At 72.5% G+C, this 16,035-nt stretch carries 13 protein-coding genes and 2 pseudogenes; 6 read left to right on the forward strand and 9 right to left on the reverse strand.

Translation table 11 applies throughout. From position 1 onward, the window contains the following. The 6 genes from TR50_RS27595 to TR50_RS27620 all read right to left on the reverse strand — a co-directional run. Positions 1-852 (reverse strand): hypothetical protein (locus TR50_RS27595; protein ID WP_063775153.1); only part of this gene is annotated, 852 nt, incomplete at its 3' end. Then, complete coding sequence (locus tag TR50_RS27600) at positions 852-2,537, reverse strand: threonine/serine exporter family protein (RefSeq protein ID WP_052441390.1); 1,686 nt, start codon at positions 2,535-2,537, stop codon at positions 852-854. The genes TR50_RS27595 and TR50_RS27600, both read right to left, overlap by 1 nt. 93 nt (positions 2,538-2,630) lie before the next feature. Next, positions 2,631-3,944 (reverse strand): iron uptake transporter deferrochelatase/peroxidase subunit, encoded by a 1,314-nt coding sequence (gene efeB, locus TR50_RS27605; protein ID WP_084701067.1) that lies wholly within the window; start codon positions 3,942-3,944, stop codon positions 2,631-2,633. Further along, entirely contained in the window at positions 3,944-6,028 is a 2,085-nt protein-coding gene (efeU, locus tag TR50_RS27610; RefSeq protein WP_042427755.1) for an iron uptake transporter permease EfeU, read from the reverse strand. The genes efeB and efeU overlap by 1 nt, the downstream gene beginning before the upstream one ends. A 132-nt stretch (positions 6,029-6,160) precedes the next feature. Further along, positions 6,161-6,610, reverse strand: a complete 450-nt coding sequence (locus tag TR50_RS47080) for a hypothetical protein (protein ID WP_042427761.1) — start codon at positions 6,608-6,610, stop codon at positions 6,161-6,163. Positions 6,611-6,765: 155 nt separating this feature from the next. Beyond that, complete coding sequence (locus TR50_RS27620) at positions 6,766-7,155, reverse strand: Zn-ribbon domain-containing OB-fold protein (RefSeq protein ID WP_042427765.1); 390 nt, start codon at positions 7,153-7,155, stop codon at positions 6,766-6,768. Positions 7,156-7,297: 142 nt separating this feature from the next. Here TR50_RS27620 and TR50_RS27625 point away from each other — a divergent pair, with 142 nt between their 5' ends. Next, complete coding sequence (locus tag TR50_RS27625; RefSeq protein WP_042427769.1) at positions 7,298-7,912, forward strand: TetR/AcrR family transcriptional regulator; 615 nt, start codon at positions 7,298-7,300, stop codon at positions 7,910-7,912. Positions 7,913-7,922: 10 nt separating this feature from the next. Here the strand turns inward: TR50_RS27625 and trxA are convergent. The 3 genes and pseudogenes from trxA to TR50_RS43020 all read right to left on the reverse strand — a co-directional run. After that, positions 7,923-8,309, reverse strand: a pseudogene (trxA, locus tag TR50_RS27630) (thioredoxin); the annotation flags it as partial. A 53-nt stretch (positions 8,310-8,362) separates the two neighbouring features. Continuing rightward, on the reverse strand, positions 8,363-10,480 hold the full coding sequence (locus TR50_RS27635) for an ATP-binding protein (protein WP_052441392.1): 2,118 nt from the start codon (positions 10,478-10,480) through the stop codon (positions 8,363-8,365). Positions 10,481-10,500: 20 nt separating this feature from the next. Then, positions 10,501-11,283: an AAA family ATPase gene (locus tag TR50_RS43020; protein WP_052441394.1), complete on the reverse strand. Its 783-nt coding sequence runs from the start codon at positions 11,281-11,283 to the stop codon at positions 10,501-10,503. 276 nt (positions 11,284-11,559) lie between these two features. On the opposite strand from TR50_RS43020, the gene TR50_RS27640 reads away from it, so the two are divergent. The 5 genes and pseudogenes from TR50_RS27640 to TR50_RS49210 all read left to right on the forward strand — a co-directional run. Then, entirely contained in the window at positions 11,560-12,615 is a 1,056-nt protein-coding gene (locus TR50_RS27640; RefSeq protein ID WP_052441396.1) for a terpene synthase family protein, read from the forward strand. A 147-nt stretch (positions 12,616-12,762) separates the two neighbouring features. Continuing rightward, positions 12,763-13,716 (forward strand): ABC transporter ATP-binding protein, encoded by a 954-nt coding sequence (locus tag TR50_RS27645; protein ID WP_042427778.1) that lies wholly within the window; start codon positions 12,763-12,765, stop codon positions 13,714-13,716. Continuing rightward, the gene (locus tag TR50_RS27650; RefSeq protein ID WP_042427781.1) at positions 13,713-14,555 is read left to right on the forward strand and encodes an ABC transporter permease; all 843 of its coding nucleotides are present in this window, start codon (positions 13,713-13,715) and stop codon (positions 14,553-14,555) included. Before TR50_RS27645 ends, TR50_RS27650 begins: the two co-directional genes overlap by 4 nt. A 25-nt stretch (positions 14,556-14,580) precedes the next feature. After that, on the forward strand, positions 14,581-15,957 hold the full coding sequence (locus TR50_RS27655) for a sensor histidine kinase (protein ID WP_063775154.1): 1,377 nt from the start codon (positions 14,581-14,583) through the stop codon (positions 15,955-15,957). Then, positions 15,954-16,035, forward strand: a pseudogene (locus TR50_RS49210) (DNA-binding response regulator); the annotation flags it as partial. The gene TR50_RS27655 and the pseudogene TR50_RS49210, both read left to right, overlap by 4 nt.

The following is a 16,035-nucleotide window of genomic DNA, read 5'->3' on the forward strand; positions in this document are numbered from 1 at the left end:
CTTGTGGACGCGGGCCTGGTCCAGCGGGGCGTACGCCGCGTGCTCCAGCCGGGCGGCCACCCGGTGGCCCCAGCGTTCGGCGAAGAGGTGGGCGCGGGAGGGCTCCTGTCCCGGCGGCGTGGGCTTACCCGCGATCAGGTCGAAGAACCACGTGCGGGCGGCGTCCGCCCTGCGGTGCCAGCGGGCCTCCCGGCGCCTCGCGCGAGCGAACTTGCGCGGGCGGTAGGTGTACCGCCAACGGGCCCAGGGGCTGCGCGGACGCGCGAGCCGGACGGCGGCGATCCAGGACAGGCCCGGGATCATGATGCCGAGCATGCCGCTCCAGAACTTGCCCTTGAGCAGCGCCACGACCGTGAAGAACGCGTTGACGGAGATGATCGCGATCGCGCCCCAGCGCACCGGCGTGCCCGGACTGACGCCCAGCGGCAGGTAGCCGACCAGCAGCAGCCCGGCGAAGAGGATCCCGATGATCACCGCGTCGACGGACTTGCGGCCCTGCTCGCTCCAGTAGACGTCCTCCAGGTGCAGCAGCAGCGCGAACTCGTCCAGGACCAGCCCGCAGCCGATGCCGAAGATCAGCCCGGCCGCGTCGATCCACGGGTGCGTCCCGTCGGTCGCGAACACCGTGAAGCCCGCCGCGAGCAGGAAGAAGACGCCGAAGACCACGTGGTGGATGTGCAGCCCGCCGGGGGTGACGTTGCCGGGCCACCACTTCACGCCGCGCCTGATCATCCGGACGCTGAACCGGATGAAGAGGAAGGACCCGATGAACCCGACCAGCAGCAGGAAGAGCGGCTGTTTGCCGGGGTCCTGGATGTGGTGCGTGTAGTAGCCCCAGAAGTGGCCGCGCATCAGAAGCCCCGGGTGCGCTTGGCCGCGCCGCGTGTCTGCTTCGCGCCGCCGCCCACGCCCTGGGGGACCTTCAGGAAGAGGCGGGCCAGCTCGCCGCCGAGGTTGACGCCGACGGCCAGCGCGAGCGCCAGCGCGGCCGCGCGGATGACCGAGAGCAGGCCCTGGATCGGCTCGTTCTGGGTGAAGGAGAGCAGCCCGAGGTAGATCACCGACCCGGGCAGCAGCGGGCCGAGGGCCGCCGTCACGTACGGGAGCGAGGACGCGTAGCGGTAGCGGGAGGCCAGCTGGCCGAAGAGGCCGATGACGGTGGCGGCCACCGCCGTGCAGACGATGGCGGAGATGCCGGCGTGCCGCAGCACCCCGAAGGTGGTCCAGCCGACTCCGCCGATCACCGTGACGACCGGCAGGACCTGACGGGAGGTCTGCAGCAGGACGGCGAAGCAGAGCGTCAGCGCCATCGCCGCCGGGAGCTGGATCAGCGGGGCGGACTGCTGGGCGAAGGTCTGCTCGGGATGCAGGCTCGCCCCGAAGTTGACGCCGATGTAGAGCACCAGCGTCACGCCCAGCACGATGCCGACGACCAGGTAGAGGACCTCCAGCAGGCGGGCGGCCGCGGTGATGTAGAAGCCCGTCAGGCCGTCGGCGACGGCCGCGACGAGCGCACGGCCCGGCAGCAGCGCGTACAGGCCGCCGGTGATGATGACGGAGCCGCGCAGGTTGGAGCCGATCAGGGTGAGGCCGACGCCGAGGCCCGCCGCGGGGGTGGCCGCGATCACGAACTGGTAGAACTCCGGCAGGCCGCGGGTGGAGATCAGCCAGGCCAGCCGGTCGCCGATGACGGAGGCGACGAACGCACACAGCAGCACCAGCCAGGCCTGCCCGTCGGCCTTGCCGCCGACCAGCATCGTCGCCGCGCCCGCGAGCGCGCCGGTGGCCAGCGAGAGCTGCCAGGTCGGGTAGGGGTGCCGGTTGCGGCGGATCTCGGCGAGCCGGCCGTAGGCCTCCTCGACGCCGACGCGCTCGGAGGTGATGTCGGCGACGAGCCGGTAGACCGAGGCGAGCCGGGTGTAGTCGGAGCCGCGCCGCCGCACCACACGGGTCGAGGTGACCGGCGGCTCGACCAGCGAGGGCTGGTAGGTGATCGCGATCAGCGTGAAGGTGACCTGCGGCTCGCAGCGGTCCAGGCCGAGGGCGTGCGAGACGCCCAGCATGGCCGCCTCGACGTCCTCGGCGGCCTCGCCGCTGGCCAGCAGCAGCTCCCCGATGCGCAGCGTCAGGTCGAGCACGCGGGCGATCTTGGGCGCCGACACCTCCGAGGCCCGGTCCTCCGACTCGGTGCGCTCGAAGGCGGGGCGTTCGGACATGGGCGTGCGCAGCAGCGTCCGCATCCGGTCCGGCCAGGGCGCCTCGCCGGGCGCGCCGCGGCGCAGGTCCCGGCGCAGGGCCTCGACCGGGATGCCCATGGTCGGGGTGTAGCCGAAGCGCGCCCAGTCCTCGTCGGCCTCCTCCTCGGGCTCCTCGGAGGCCTCCAGGGAGGCTGGCGTGGTGCCGACCGGCCCGGTGGGACCGAGCAGCCCGGGGGTGACCGTCAGCTCCTCCTCGGCCTGCTCCCCGGCCCGCTCCTCTGTTTCCTGCTCCGGCTGCTCCGGCTGCTCGGGCTCTCCTGGCCGCACGCCCTCGGGCACCTACCGCTCCCCTCGTACTCTGGCTCTTACCTTGCCTGATCACGAGGGGAGACGCACACTCCGCTCCCGGGCGCACCGGTCCTGGCGGGCCGCTCAGGCGGAGAGCAGGCCGCGACCGAGCCAGTCGGAGGCGTCCTTGACGCCCGGCAGCGCGAAGAAGTAACCGCCGCCGGTCGGCGAGATGTAGTCGACCAGGGGCTCGTCGATGAGCCGGGTCTGGGTGGCCTCGAACTGGCGGACGACGTCCTGCTGGTAGCAGCAGAAGGCGAGGCCCATGTCGAGGTTGCCGACGCCGTCGATCCCGCGGTCGTAGTTGAAGCCGCGGCGCAGGATGCGCGAGTCGTCCGTCTTGGCGGTGCGCGGGTTGGCCAGCCGGATGTGCGCATCGAGCGGGATCGCGTTGCCCTGCGGGTCCTTGGCGTAGTCGGGGATGTCGGTCTCGTTCGCGCCGTCCAGCGGGGCGCCGGTGTCCTTGCGACGGCCGAACATCTTCTCCTGCTCGGTCAGCGAGACCCGGTCCCAGAACTCCACCAGCATCCGGATCACGCGGATCACCTGGTAGCTGCCGCCCGCCGCCCACGCGGGCTCGCCCGAGCCCGCCCGCACCCACACCAGGTGGTCCATCTCCCGGCCGGAGGTCACGTCGGGGTTGGCGATGCCGTCCTTGAAGCCCAGCAGGTTGCGCTGCGCGCCGGTGGGGCGCGGGGCGTTCTGGAAGCCGTCGATGCGCCACTTGACCTGCATCAGGCCGCGGGTGTGCTTGGCGATGTCGCGCATCGCGTGCAGCACGGTGTCCTGGCGGGAGGCGCAGATCTGGAGGCTGAGGTCGCCGTGGCACTCGGCCGGGTTCAGGTTGTCGTTGGGGAAGGTCCGCATCGGCGACAGCTTGGCCGGGCGCTGCTTGGCCAGGCCGTAGCGGTCGTCGAAGAGCGAGGCGCCGACGCCGACGGTGACGGTGAGGTCGTCGGCCGGGACGACCGGGCCGAGGATGCCGTTGTCGGACGGCGGCGCGCCGACACCGAGGTCCGGCGGGGTGCCGCCGGAGGTCAGGAAGCGGATCCGGTCGGTGAGGGTGCGCAGGAGCTTCTCCAGCCCGGCCCTGTCCTGGGCGATGACGGTCATCGACAGGAACGCGGCGAAGGCCGGGGCCGGGGTGGTGATGCCCGCCTGGTGCTCGCCCTGGAAGGCCACGGTGCCGGTGCTGAAGTCGCTCGACGGGTCGGCGGCCGCCGGAGTGGCCGTCGCGCCGGTGAGCGAGAGCGCCCCGCCGGCGATCGCGGCGCCGGCCGCGCCCGCGCCGAGCGCGGTCTTGACGAAGCTGCGGCGGGACGCGCCCGGGCGCTCCCCGCTGCCGTAGCCGAACGGGCAGGAGCCGGTGGATGGCTGGCGGTCGGTCACGTCGGTCATCAGGCGGACTTCCGGATCTCGAGCAGGTCGGGAATGGGCGAGAGGTCTTCCAGCAGCTGGCCGAGCGCGCCGTTCAGCTGGGCGCGCAGCGTCGGGTCGAGCTGCTGCACCGGGGTCCAGGAGCCGTCCGCGTGCTGCGTCTGCCTGAGCAGGCCGGAGAAGCGGGCGAGGTCGGCGTCGACGGTGCCGAGCAGGTCGGGGCTGCGCTTGGCGATCAGCGGCCGCAGCACCGACAGCAGCTCCTGCGTGCCCGCGACGTTGGCCTGCGCGGTGGCCAGGTTGGTGCCGCTGCCCTCGTCGGTGTCGGCGGTGAGCTCGAACTGGAGGGTGTTCTCCAGGATCTCGTGGGTGCGCAGCGGCAGGTCGGAGGGGTCGAAGTCCTGGCTCGGGAAGGCCGTGCGCAGGCCGGTGACGTCGGCGGCCAGCTGGTCGGCGACCGGCGCGAGCGCCGCGGCGGACTGCCCGTGCCACAGGCCGTACTCGAGCCGGTGGAAGCCGTGGAAGTCGGGGTCGTTCACGCCCTGCGGCAGACCGTCGGCCCGGCCGTTGATCTTCTTGTCGAAGTCCTCGAAGGTGCCGTAGGCCGCACCGAGGGAGGAGTACTGGAGGTGCGCGGTCAGCCAGTCCGCCTTGGCGGCGGCGAGGTCGCCCGTGTGCAGGTCGGCGGCGAGCTTGGCGGTCTGCGTCTGCAGCGTGGCGAGGCCCGCGTCGACGAACTGCTTGTACTGGGCGAGCGGCGCGGCCAGGTCCTGCTCGGAGACGGGCAGCACGGCCGCGACCGAGCCGCCGCCGGACACGGTGACGGCCGCGGAGGTGACGGCCTTTCCGCCGGTCGGCACGCAGCGCCAGGCGTACTGGCCGGAGCCGATGGTGGCGACCAGCGCCCGGGTGGTGCCGGGGGCCAGGCCCTCGATCTCGCCGTAGACGGCGTTGGTGGCCGGGTTCACCAGGTAGACCTCGGAGGTCTGCGGGCCGGTGTTGTGCATCTGGAACGTCTGCTGTCCGGGCTGCGGGGCGGTGAAGCCCTTGCCGCACTCGGTCGGCGAGACGGAGACGGTCGCGGCCGCGGCCTGCTTGCCGTCGGAGGAGGCGATGACCACGCCGGCGACGACCGCCGGGACGGCGACGACGGCCACCGGCACGACCCAGCGGCGGTTGCGGACCGGTCCGTCGGCCTCGGTCGTCGGCGCGGGCTGCTCGGCGACGGGCTGCTCAGCGACCGGCTTCGGGGGGACCGGCTGCTCGGCGACCGGCTTGGGGGCGACGGGCTTCGGGGCGCGCAGGCCGCGGACGAAGAGCGTCATCACGGTGCCCAGGTAGAGCACGTAGGCGACGACCTGGAGCCAGGTCATCTGCGTGGTGAGGTTGAGGACGCCCTGGACGAGGGTCGCGTACCAGGAGTTCTGGTCGACGCTGCCGCTGAGGTCCACGGCGAAGGCGGTGCCGCCCGGCAGGACGCCGCCCTCCTGGAGGTCGCGCAGGCCGTAGGCGAGGACGCCCGCCGCGATGACGATCAGGCCGACGCCGGTCCAGGTGAAGAACCGGGTCAGGTTGATCCTGAGCACCCGTCGGTACAGGCCCCAGCACAGGCCGGTCGCCAGCACCAGGCCGACGGCCGCGCCGATCAGCGGGCCGGTGGACTCGCCGGCGGTCTGCGCGGTGGTCCAGATGAACAGCGCCGTCTCCAGCCCCTCGCGGCCGACGGCCAGGAAGCTGGTGAGGATCAGCATCCCCGACCCCAGGGCCAGGGCCGCGGTCACCTTCTCCTTGATCTCGCCGGAGAGGTTCCGGGCGTTCCGGCGCATCCAGAACACCATCGCCGTGACGAACGCGACCGCGACGACGCTGAGGCAGCCGCCGAAGGCCTCCTGGGCCTTGGTCGAGAGGTTCGCCGAGGTGAAGGTCAGGATCGCGCCGAAGCTGAGGGAGAGCCCGACGGCGGCCAGGACACCCGTCCAGACCTGCGGCAGCCGGCCTCTCTCCTCACCGCGGACAAGGGTCGCGACGAGGATGGAGACGATCAGTCCCGCCTCCAGCCCCTCCCGCAGACCGATCAGGAAGCTGGGGAACGCGTCGTTCCACATCCTTGGCCCCTTCCCCGGGGCCGTTCGCCCGGACGCACACGTATGGCAGCACGCGCCGACCACCCCTCGGTGGTTAGCTTAGGCATACCTTACTAGCGCCTCAGGCGGAGAAGAACAGGGCCTCCCCTTCGGTCAGCGCACGCGCACCGTGACGACCTCGGAGGTGCGGTCCACGACCATGCGGCCGTGCGCGTCCCGGCCGACCAACTGGGCGCGGAAGGCCAGCATCCCCGGGTGGGCGGCACGGACGGTCACCCGCAGCACCCCCTCCCGACCGCAGTCGACGGCGCGCCAGGGCCCGTGGCCCACGCGCTCGTCCAGACAGAGGCGCACGGGGTGGCCGCCGAAGTCGTCGGAGGAGCCGCGGGCGCTCAGCGCGATCCGCTCCCCCGGAGTGACGCTGCGCGCGCCGGCCTGGAGCGCGATGGAGGACTTGGCGAAGGCCGGCCCGGCGGCCGCGACCGCCAGTCCGACGGCAGCCAGGGAGGTGGCCGCCACGAGCGAGGCGGCGCCGCGAGAGGACAAGGCGCGGGAGGAGAAGGCGCGGGAGGAGGCACGGGCGGAGGCACGGCGTGTGGACATGACGATCCCTCGATCCGTCACAGGCTGATTCACAGGCCGATGGTGCACAGGCTGCTGCGGAACACGTTCGGCCTGCCGAGACTGACAGATCGCAGAGGCCCGTTCAATCAGCCGAAGGTCGGGGAATGCGGGTTCGATCGGGGGGTTCCCGCTGCTCAGGCCGCGATCGGACGGAAGACCGGGCGCAGCGAGCCGTCATCCGTCTCGGCGACCTCCAGCCGCACCGGCGCGCCGCGCCAGATGCGGTGGGCGGCGGTCGGCGCGAGCTTGGCCAGCACCCGGAAGCCCTCGTCCAGCTCGACGACGGCGGTGCGCTCCTGCCGGTCTCCGGGGCCGAGCGGACCCGGCAGGGCGTGGATGCGCCCGCGCCCGCTGCTGCGCTCCCAGACGAAGTCCGCGCCGCCACAGGTGGCGCAGAGGAGGCTGACGCTGCTGAACCGCGTGGAACACCAGGCGCAGCGCTGGTAGCGCAGCTCCCCGTGAGCCAGTCCGTCGCGGTAGACCTCGGCCGGATCCGTCGCCGTCGGCGTCACCGTGCTCGTCATCAGTTGCCTCCTCCAACCTTCACGAACGATCGTTAAGTTAGAGGCGAACAAAGCCGTTGTCCAGTGGGCTCGCGCCCCGGAAGCTGGATAGAATCCCCGAACGATCGCTCAGTCACGTCGTACGTCGTAAGGACAGGCTCGTATGCGCCCTGCCGGTCAGACCGCGTTGCTCGAAGCCGCCCGGCAGGAGTTCGCCGAGCGGGGCTTCGGCAGCGCCTCGATCCGGAACATCGCCGCGCGGGCCGGGATGAGTCTCTCCGCGATGTACCACTACTACTCGGGCAAGCAGGAACTGCTGCACGCCCTGCTCGACGAGGGCATGGACCGGTACTTCGCCTCGGTCGCGGCAGAGCTCGACGCCGTCGGCGGCCACGACGCCGCGCCCGCCGAGCGACTCGGCGCCGTCGTCGCCGCGACCACGCGGTTCCGCGCGGAGCACGCGGCACGCAGCAACATCCTGCTGCTGGAGGAACGCAGCCTGGAGGCGGAGCGCCTCGAGCGGTACGGCAGGCGTCAGGCCGAGGCCACCAACCTGTTCCGCGACCCGATCGAGGCCGGGATCGCCTCCGGGGAGTTCCACACCCCCTACCCCGACGAGGCCAGGCGCGGCGTCATCGCCATGTGCAACGCCGTCGCCCAGTGGTACCGCCCCGACGGTCCGCTGACTCTCGGCTCGCTCGTCGACCGGCACGTGGAGCTCGCGCTCACGCTCGTGGAGTACCGGCCGCAGCGCAGCTTCGCCGCGCGCGGCCGGTAGCACGAGAGGCTCAGGCCTCGGACTGCTTGGCCTGCTGCTCGGCCACCTTGGCGCGGACGTCGTCCATGTCCACGGCACGCGACTGCGTGATCACCTCGGCCAGGGCCGGGGCCGGCAGCGCGCCCGGCTGGGCGAAGATGACCGTCCGGTCGCGGATGACCATCAGGGTCGGGATCGACCGGATGTCGAACGCGGCGGCCAGCTCCTGCTGCGCCTCCGTGTCGACCTTGGCGAAGACCAGGTCCGGGTTCTCCTCGGAGGCCTTGTCGTAGACGGGCGCGAACTGCCGGCACGGACCGCACCAGGACGCCCAGAAGTCGATCAGGACGAAGTCGTTCTTGTCGACGATTTCGTTGAAGTTGTCCTTGGTCAGTTCAATGGTGGCCATGTCGTGGTTCCGCCTTTCCGGCCGGTTCTCGGCCTGTGCTCACAACGGCGACACCGTCCAACCTATTCCGAATCCACCCCGGGGTCGTCCTGCAACGTCTCCGCCAGGCCCTTCGCGTCCGTTCCCAGCGTGCGGTAGACCGCGGCGAGGAGCTCGGCGACGCGGGCGGGGCTGACCGAGAGCGACTCCGCCACCTCGCTGCGGTCCTTGCCCCGCACCGTCAGCTGGGCGGCCCGCAGCTGCAGCGCGGTGAGGTCGCGCGACGGCAGCGGACGCAGGCGGTGGGGGCTGACGCCGGAGGCCTTCAGCTCCCGGCGGGCACGGTCGGCCAGGTTGGTCGCGCCGCAGTCGCGGGCGATGTCCAGGCCCTGCTCCAGGGCGGCCACCGCCTCCCGCAGCCGGCCGTCCCGACGCAGCGCCGCGCCGTAGTCGACCAGGGCCGAGGCGTGCTCGAAGGCGATCGGCGACTGGCCGAGCGCGGTGACGGCCCGCTGCAGCAGCTCCAGCTCCCTCGCGGGCTCGGCGACCTTGGCCCAGGCGTGCAGGGCCATGCCCTCGGCGGAGTTCGTACCGGCCCGCAGGGCGCGGCCGTAGGCGTCCGCGGCCAGCCTCCGCGCCCGCTCGGGGTCGGTGTCCGCCAGCGCCAGGGCGAGCGTGCTCATCCACGGCGACCAGACGGTGTTCTCCCAGCCGCGTTCGTCCAGCTCACGGCCGTGCCGCTGCAGCTCGGCCACCGCCTCGTCCCGGCGGCCCTGCGCCAGCAGCAGCCGACCCATCAGGGCGGGCGCGTCCGGCAGCACGGCGGCGGGCGGGTACTGGCCGGGGCGGATGCCGTACTCCTCGGCGAGCTTGGCGGCCTCGTCGACCTGCCCCTGGGCGAGCATGATGTCGCACAGCACCGCGACCACGTCCCACAGCAGCGGGTTGCCGGGGCCGAGGCCCTTCGCCTTGCGCAGCAGAGTGGGCCGCAGCGCCTTCGCCGCGTCCTCCAGCTTGCCCTGCCGGAACATCACCAGGGCCTGGAAGAAGTTGGCGAAGCCCAGGTGGCCGCCGCTCCAGCCCATCATCTCGAACTCGTAGGCGGCGTCCAGGAAGAGACTGCGGGCGCGGTCGAGGCGGTCGTTGTAGAGGTAGGCGACGCCGAGCATGACCGGGATCTCGAAACCGAGCACCTGGTTGGTCCAGCCGAGACCCTCCGCCGGGCGGCCGTTGTCCGTGCCGAGGTCGGCCAGGGCCAGCGCATCGGACGAGCTCTCGCCGCGCAGGGTGAGGTCCCAGGCGCGCAGCACCTGGACGGAGCGCGCCTCCGGATCGGTGCGGCCCTGCTGCTGCCGCACCAGCAGCTCCAGCTGGCGCGAGGTCTGCCGGCCGTCCGGGTCGTTGCGGCGCAGCAGCCGCCACATGAAGGAGGCGGCCTGGAGCCTGGTCTTGGCGGGGCCGTCCGCCATCCGGGCCACCTCGTCGCGGGTCAGCTCGACGGCCTCGGTGACGCGGTTGCTGTGGGTGAGCGCCTGGCCGAGCCGCAGCACGGCGTTCAGCCGGTGCTCCGGCTCCAGGCCGGGCACCTCGTCGAGCGCCATCTGGAGCTGGCGGACGGTCAGGTCCGGGTCGCGCAGCATGACGGCGCAGCCCAGCTCGTAGCGGACCTCCGCCATCTCCTCCTCGGCCGGGGGCTCACGCAGCGCGCGCTCCAGGCAGCGCTTGGCGGCGTCCGGGGCGCCCATCGCGAGGTGCTCGTGGGCGGCCTGCCGCAGCTGGTGCACGACGGTGGGGTTGTCGTCCGGGTAGAGCTCGATCAGGTGGCGGGAGGCCGCGGCCATGCCGCCCTTGCCCGAGGCGATCACCTCGTCGGCCGCCTTGCTGTGGATGCTCGTGCGCATCGCCGGGAAGGTGATCGACTGGTAGACGGCGCTGGCCACGGTGGGGTGCGAGAACTGGAACTCGTGCCCGGAGCGGGTCAGCATCTGGTCGCCGACCAGTTTGTCGACGGCCGTCTGCGCCTGGTTGAACGGCAGGCCCGCCACCCGGGAGATCAGCTCCAGGTCGAACGCGATGTCCAGCACCGCGGCGGCGAAGGCGGTGCGCTGCACGTCGGTGCCGAGCCGTTCGAGGCGTCGGCCGATGTCGCGGGCGCCGCTGAGCGCGGCGAGCGCGCGCAGTTGGTCCTGGCTCTCCTCCACCGGCGGGACGCCCTGTTCGCTCAGCGCTCGATGAGGCTGGTGACGAAGAAGGGGTTGCCGTTGGTGATGGACCAGCAGGTGCGGCAGAACACGTCGTCCGCGTCCTCGCCGAGGCGGGTGCGGACCATCGCCTCGACCGCGTTCGGGGAGAGCTTCTGCAACTCCACGCTGTGGCCGCGCGTCCCGAGTTCGCGCACCTCGCGCAGCAGGAGATCGTCCAGGGCCGAGTCGAGTTCGTCGCTCCGATACGCCAAGGAGACCAGCATCGGCAAGTGCTGAATCTGGCCGATGTAGCCCGCGAGCCACTGGCTCGATTCCGGGTCCGCCCAGTGCAGGTCGTCGACCACCACGAGCAGGGGACCTTGCCGTACCGCGAGTTGGGTCATGACCCAGCTGAGCGCCTCCTGCACACCGGTCGGGTCGGCCGGGCCGCCCGCACCGGCGGGCGTGAGACCGAGGGCGGGCGCGGCGATGTCGTACCACCCGCCGAACATCTCCCTGCGGTCCGCCTCGTGCATCTTGGCGAGGGCGGGTTGCAGCAGGTTGCGGGCCACATGGAACGGCGCGCCCTGCTGCTGCTCGGTGGCCCGTGCGTAGAGCAGTATCTGGGAGTCGCGGTCGGCGTTGGCGGCCGCCCGCAGGCGCCCCAGCAGACTCGTCTTGCCGAACCCGGCCGCGCCCCGGTAGAGCAGCAGCCCGCCGGGACTGGTGTCACCCGCGGCGACGTCCGCCCTCAGCCGGGCGAGGGCGCGTGCGCCCAGGCCGATCGGTTCCTCGCGCTCGTAGAGTTGACGCTCGTCCACGGCTCGCTCCGCTCCTGCCCGTTCTCTTGACCCGCCGGGCCGGCCTCGCAAGGGCCACCCCGGCTTCGAGGTTAACCAGCGCGGAGGCGGCGCGCTGGCGCATCGGAGGATCCTTTCGCAATGCTCAAGACAGACCAGTTCCGCCAACTCTGGTAGATAATTGAGCATATGACCGATCGATAGCTCAACAGGAGTGATCGGTTCAGCTACCGTCGTAATCGGTTCGTTCGGGGGGACCACCAAGCCGTCACATCAGGGGCAGAGGAGGACGAGCTGATGCACGAGCTGATGCACGGTCAGGAGCAGGTGCAGCAGGACCGCACGCACACCACCGAGGACGTCAGGGACGTCATCCGCATCCCTGGCCCGGTCCGGCGCAACCCGCTGCTGGACGCCGCCGCACGACACAACCGCCAATGGCTCAGAGCCCACGGAATGCTGCGCGAGGAACGCGCACAGCGGCTCTACGACCGCTGGTCCATCCCGGAGTTGGCCGCGACCAGCTTCCCGGAGGCGGACCTGGCCGACCTGTGCCTCGCCGTCGACCAGTGCGCCTTCTACTTCCTCTTCGACGACCAGTTCGACGGCGAACGCGGCGCCCGCCCCGCGGAGGTGGCGCGGATCTGCGCGCCGCTGATCACCACCCTGCACACCGGCCGCGCACCCGAGAACCCCTCCCCCGTCGAATCGGCCTTCGCCGACCTGTGGCGGCGCGGCAGCCAGGGCATGTCCGCACGCTGGCGCGCCCGCGCCGCGTTCCACTGGGAGGGCTACTTCATGGCCCACCCCAGCGAGGCCCTCGGCCGCGCCCTGCCCGACTCCCGCCCCAGCCGCGCGGCCTACCTCGTGCTGCGCCGCGGCGCGTCCGGCGTCGACACCGTCCTCGACCTGGTCGAACGCATCCTCGGCGAGGTGCCGGCGTCCGCCTACCACAACCCGCAGCTGACGCTGATGCGCCAACTCGCCGGTGACGCACCGGCGGTCAACAACGACGTCTACTCCTACGCCAAGGAGGCCCCGCGCGGCGACGTCTACAACCTCGCCGTGATCACCCAGCGGGACCGCGGCGTCAGCCGCGAGGGCGCGTTCGCGCTGGTCCGCGACGAGGCCCAGGGGATGGTGGACGAGTTCTTCGCCCTCGCCGAGCAGATCCCCGGCACGGCCCTGGGCCTCGGCTGCACCAGCGAGGAGGGTGCGGCGGTGCTGCGCTACGTCGACGGCATGGGCGACTGGATGCGCGGCTACTTCTCCTGGGAGGCGAGCACGCTCCGCTACCGCCCCGAGGGGACGCTGCCGATCGACCGGCCGAACTACCTGGAGGAACTGCTGTGAGGGTGCGTTCCCGCAGGTAGTCGCACCTCCAGGGGTGCAGCTACCTCTCGCGGACTAGGTGCCGGTGGTACCGCGGTACCACCGCGGGGCTCGGAACGGTCCCCGTGTGCCGGGGGTGGAGCCCGCGCGCGCTCCTAGCGTGGTGGTGTGATCGAAATCCAGCATCTGGTCAAGCGCTACGGCGACAAGACCGCCGTCGACGACCTGCACTTCACCGTCAAGCCCGGTGTGGTCACCGGCTTCCTCGGCCCCAACGGGGCCGGGAAGTCCACCACCATGCGCATGATCCTCGGACTGGACGCGCCCACCAGCGGCAGCGTCACCGTGAACGGCAAGCGCTACGCCCAGCACGCCGCGCCCCTCCAGGAGGTCGGCGCGCTGCTGGAGGCCCGTTCCATCCACCCGGGGCGCTCCGCCTACAACCACCTGCTCGCGCTCGCGCTCACCCACGGCATCCCGCGCCGTCGGGTGGACGAGGTGATCGAGCTGACCGGCCTCGGCAAGGTGGCCAAGAAGCGCGCCGGCGCCTTCTCTCTCGGCATGGGCCAGCGGCTCGGCATCGCCGCCGCGCTGCTCGGCGACCCGCAGACGATCATGCTGGACGAGCCGGTCAACGGCCTCGACCCGGAGGGCGTGCTGTGGATCCGCACGCTCCTGACGAACCTCGCCGAGCAGGGCCGCACCGTCTTCGTCTCCTCGCACCTGATGAGCGAGATGGCGCTGACCGCGACCAACCTGGTGATCATCGGCCGTGGCCGGCTGATGGCCGACACCACCGTCGCGTCCTTCATCGAGCAGGCGGGCGGCGACAGCGTCAAGGTCGTCTCCGCCGACTCCGCGCGCCTGCGCGAGCTGCTGCTCGGCCCGGACGTCACCGTGACCGGCGAGGCGGGCTCCGAGACGCTGACCGTCTCCGGCCTGAGCGCGCGGCAGATCGGCCAGACGGCCGCCGACGCCGGCATCGCCGTCTTCGAGCTGTCGCCGCAGGCGGTCTCCCTCGAGGAGGCGTTCATGACGCTGACCGGGGACACCGTCGAGTACCGCAGCAACGCCGGCAGCGCATCGCAGACCGGTGCGCCGGAAGGGAGCGTGGCCGCATGAGCGCGACGCTGACCGCGACGACCGGGAGCGACGCCGTTCCGGCGAAGCGGCCCGACTACAAGGTGACCTTCGGGCGCGTGGTGCGCAGCGAGTGGGCGAAGTTCCTCTCGCTCCGCTCGACCTGGATCACCCTGGCCGTCGCCGGGCTGCTGCTGGTCGGCATCGGCATCATGGGCGCCTACCGCTACGACCCGACGGCGATGCGCGGCCCGAGCGCCGACGCGCACGACGCCGTGACCATCGCGCTGCGCAGCACCGAGCTGGCGCAGCTGGCCCTCGGCGTGCTCGGGGTGCTGGCCACGGCCGGCGAGTACACCACCGGGCTGATCCGCTCGACGCTGGCCGCGGTGCCGAAGCGCCTCCCGGTGCTGGCCGCGAAGGTGCTCGTCTACTTCGGCGTGGTCATCGTGGTCGCCACGGCCGGGGCCTTCCTGTCCTTCCTGGGTGGCGAGCCGTTCCTGCACGGCAAGGCGATCGCGCTGACGCTCTCCTCCTCCGGGGTGCTGCGCTGCCTGTTCGGGGCCGGTCTGTACCTGGCGCTGATCGCGGTGCTCGGCGCGGCGCTCGGCATGCTGGTGCGCTCGGTGGCCGGCGGCATCTCGCTGCTGGTCGTCCTGCTGATGCTGCTTCCGGTCTTCCTGGACATCCTGCCCAGCAGCTGGAAGCCGGACGTCTCCCCCTACCTCCCGGGTCTGGAGGGCGGCGCGGGCGGGTCGATCATCGCCCTGCACCAGGAGTCGGGCACGCTGAGCCCCGGCGCGGGCCTCGCGGTCCTGTGCGCGTGGGTCGTGGTCGCGCTGGCCGGCGCGGCGTACCGTTTGCTGCGTTCCGACAGCTAGCAGCGACCGCTTGGCGACCATCCCGATGAGCAGCACGACGCATGGCACCGATCCCCTCTGGGAGCACCTGGCCGGACACCCCGTCGCCCGCGGCTGGATCCGCGTGCGCGCGGCCGACCGGGCCCACCCCCAGGTGCTGGATTCGTTCATCGCCGCGTTCGTGCTGCTCGTCGGGCTCGCCGATCTCGTCCGCGACGCCGAGCACCACACCCTCTTCGGGGTGAACTCCGTCCCGCTGTGGGTGAGCACGCTGACCGCCGTCGCCCAGGCGGCGGCGCTCGGATGGCGGCGGCGTGCGCCGCTGACCGTCTTCTGGGTGGTGCTCGGCGTCTGCGCGCTGCAGTGGGCGCTCGGCTTCGCGCTGCACAGCGACATCAGTTTGATGATCGCCCTCTACGGCGTGGCCCGGTACTCGCCGCCCAGGCGGTGGCCCTGGGTCGCGGCCGCGGTGCTGCCCTGTATCGCGGTGCTGGCCTGGCGGGTCGATCCGCTCGACCGGCGGCCCTGGACCGGCCTCTTCTTCGTCGCCTGCGCCGCGACCGCCGCCGCGGCCCTCGGCCTCGCGGGCCGGATCCGGCAGGGCCAGCTGGCGGCACTGGCCGACCGCGCCGCGACCCTGGAGGTCGAGCGCGAGCAGCGCGAGCGCCTCGCGGCGGCCGACGAACGGGCCCGCGTCTCGCGCGAGCTGCACGACATCGTCGGCCACAGCCTCGCCGTCATCATCGGCCTCGCCGACGGCGGCGCGGCGCAGGCCGCGCTGCGGCCCGAGCGCGGCCCGGAGGTGCTGCGGATCATCGCCGAGACCGGCCGCGAGTCGCTGGGCGAGCTGCGGCGCACCCTCGGCGCGCTGCGCGCGGAGGTCCCGGACCCCGACGCGGCGCCGGTCGCCGCCTCCGGACCCCCCGTCGGCGGGGCTCGCGCGGCGGAACTGCACCCCCAACCCGGGACGGCCGAGCTGGGCACACTGTGCGAGCGGCTGCGCGCGGCCGGGCCGACCGTCACCTACACCGCCTCAGGCCACACCTCCGCGCTGCCGCCGAGTCTGCAGCTGGCCGTCTACCGGATCGTCCAGGAGGCGCTGACCAACAGCCTCAAGCACGCCGGTCCGGGCACCGACGTCCGCGTCTCGGTGGCGGCGGACGCCCGCGCCGGGGAGGTCCGCGTCCGCGTCGACGACTCCGGCGGCGGGGAGGGCCGAGCCCCCGCCCCGGGCGCGGGCGCCGGCCACGGCCTGATCGGCCTGCGCGAGCGCGCCGCGCTCGCCGGCGGCACGGTCGCCGCCGGGCCGCGTCCCGGGGGCGGCTGGTCGGTCACCGCCTCCCTGCCGTTGCCGGAGGGGCATCCGGCGGGCCCTAAGCTCGACGGCGGAAGCGGGCTTCCGGAGGAAGGCGGCGAGGCGTGACCACCGTGCTGATCGTGGACGACCAGCCGCTGCAACGCATGGGCTTCCGCATGCTGCTGGAGAGCAGCCCCGAGACCT

The sequence above is a fragment of the Streptacidiphilus anmyonensis genome, assembly GCF_000787855.1.
Lineage (GTDB): Bacteria > Actinomycetota > Actinomycetes > Streptomycetales > Streptomycetaceae > Streptacidiphilus > Streptacidiphilus anmyonensis.

What these genes read in the sequence shown, in the direction of transcription:
- TR50_RS27640 (WP_052441396.1), top strand. Translation starts at nt 11,560, where the DNA reads ATGCACGAGCTGATGCACGGTCAGGAGCAGGTGCAGCAGGACCGCACG.
- TR50_RS27655 (WP_063775154.1), top strand. Translation starts at nt 14,581, where the DNA reads ATGAGCAGCACGACGCATGGCACCGATCCCCTCTGGGAGCACCTGGCC.
- TR50_RS27625 (WP_042427769.1), top strand. Translation starts at nt 7,298, where the DNA reads ATGCGCCCTGCCGGTCAGACCGCGTTGCTCGAAGCCGCCCGGCAGGAG.
- TR50_RS47080 (WP_042427761.1), bottom strand. Translation starts at nt 6,610, where the DNA reads ATGTCCACACGCCGTGCCTCCGCCCGTGCCTCCTCCCGCGCCTTCTCC.
- efeU (WP_042427755.1), bottom strand. Translation starts at nt 6,028, where the DNA reads ATGTGGAACGACGCGTTCCCCAGCTTCCTGATCGGTCTGCGGGAGGGG.
- TR50_RS27620 (WP_042427765.1), bottom strand. Translation starts at nt 7,155, where the DNA reads ATGACGAGCACGGTGACGCCGACGGCGACGGATCCGGCCGAGGTCTAC.
- TR50_RS27650 (WP_042427781.1), top strand. Translation starts at nt 13,713, where the DNA reads ATGAGCGCGACGCTGACCGCGACGACCGGGAGCGACGCCGTTCCGGCG.
- efeB (WP_084701067.1), bottom strand. Translation starts at nt 3,944, where the DNA reads ATGACCGACGTGACCGACCGCCAGCCATCCACCGGCTCCTGCCCGTTC.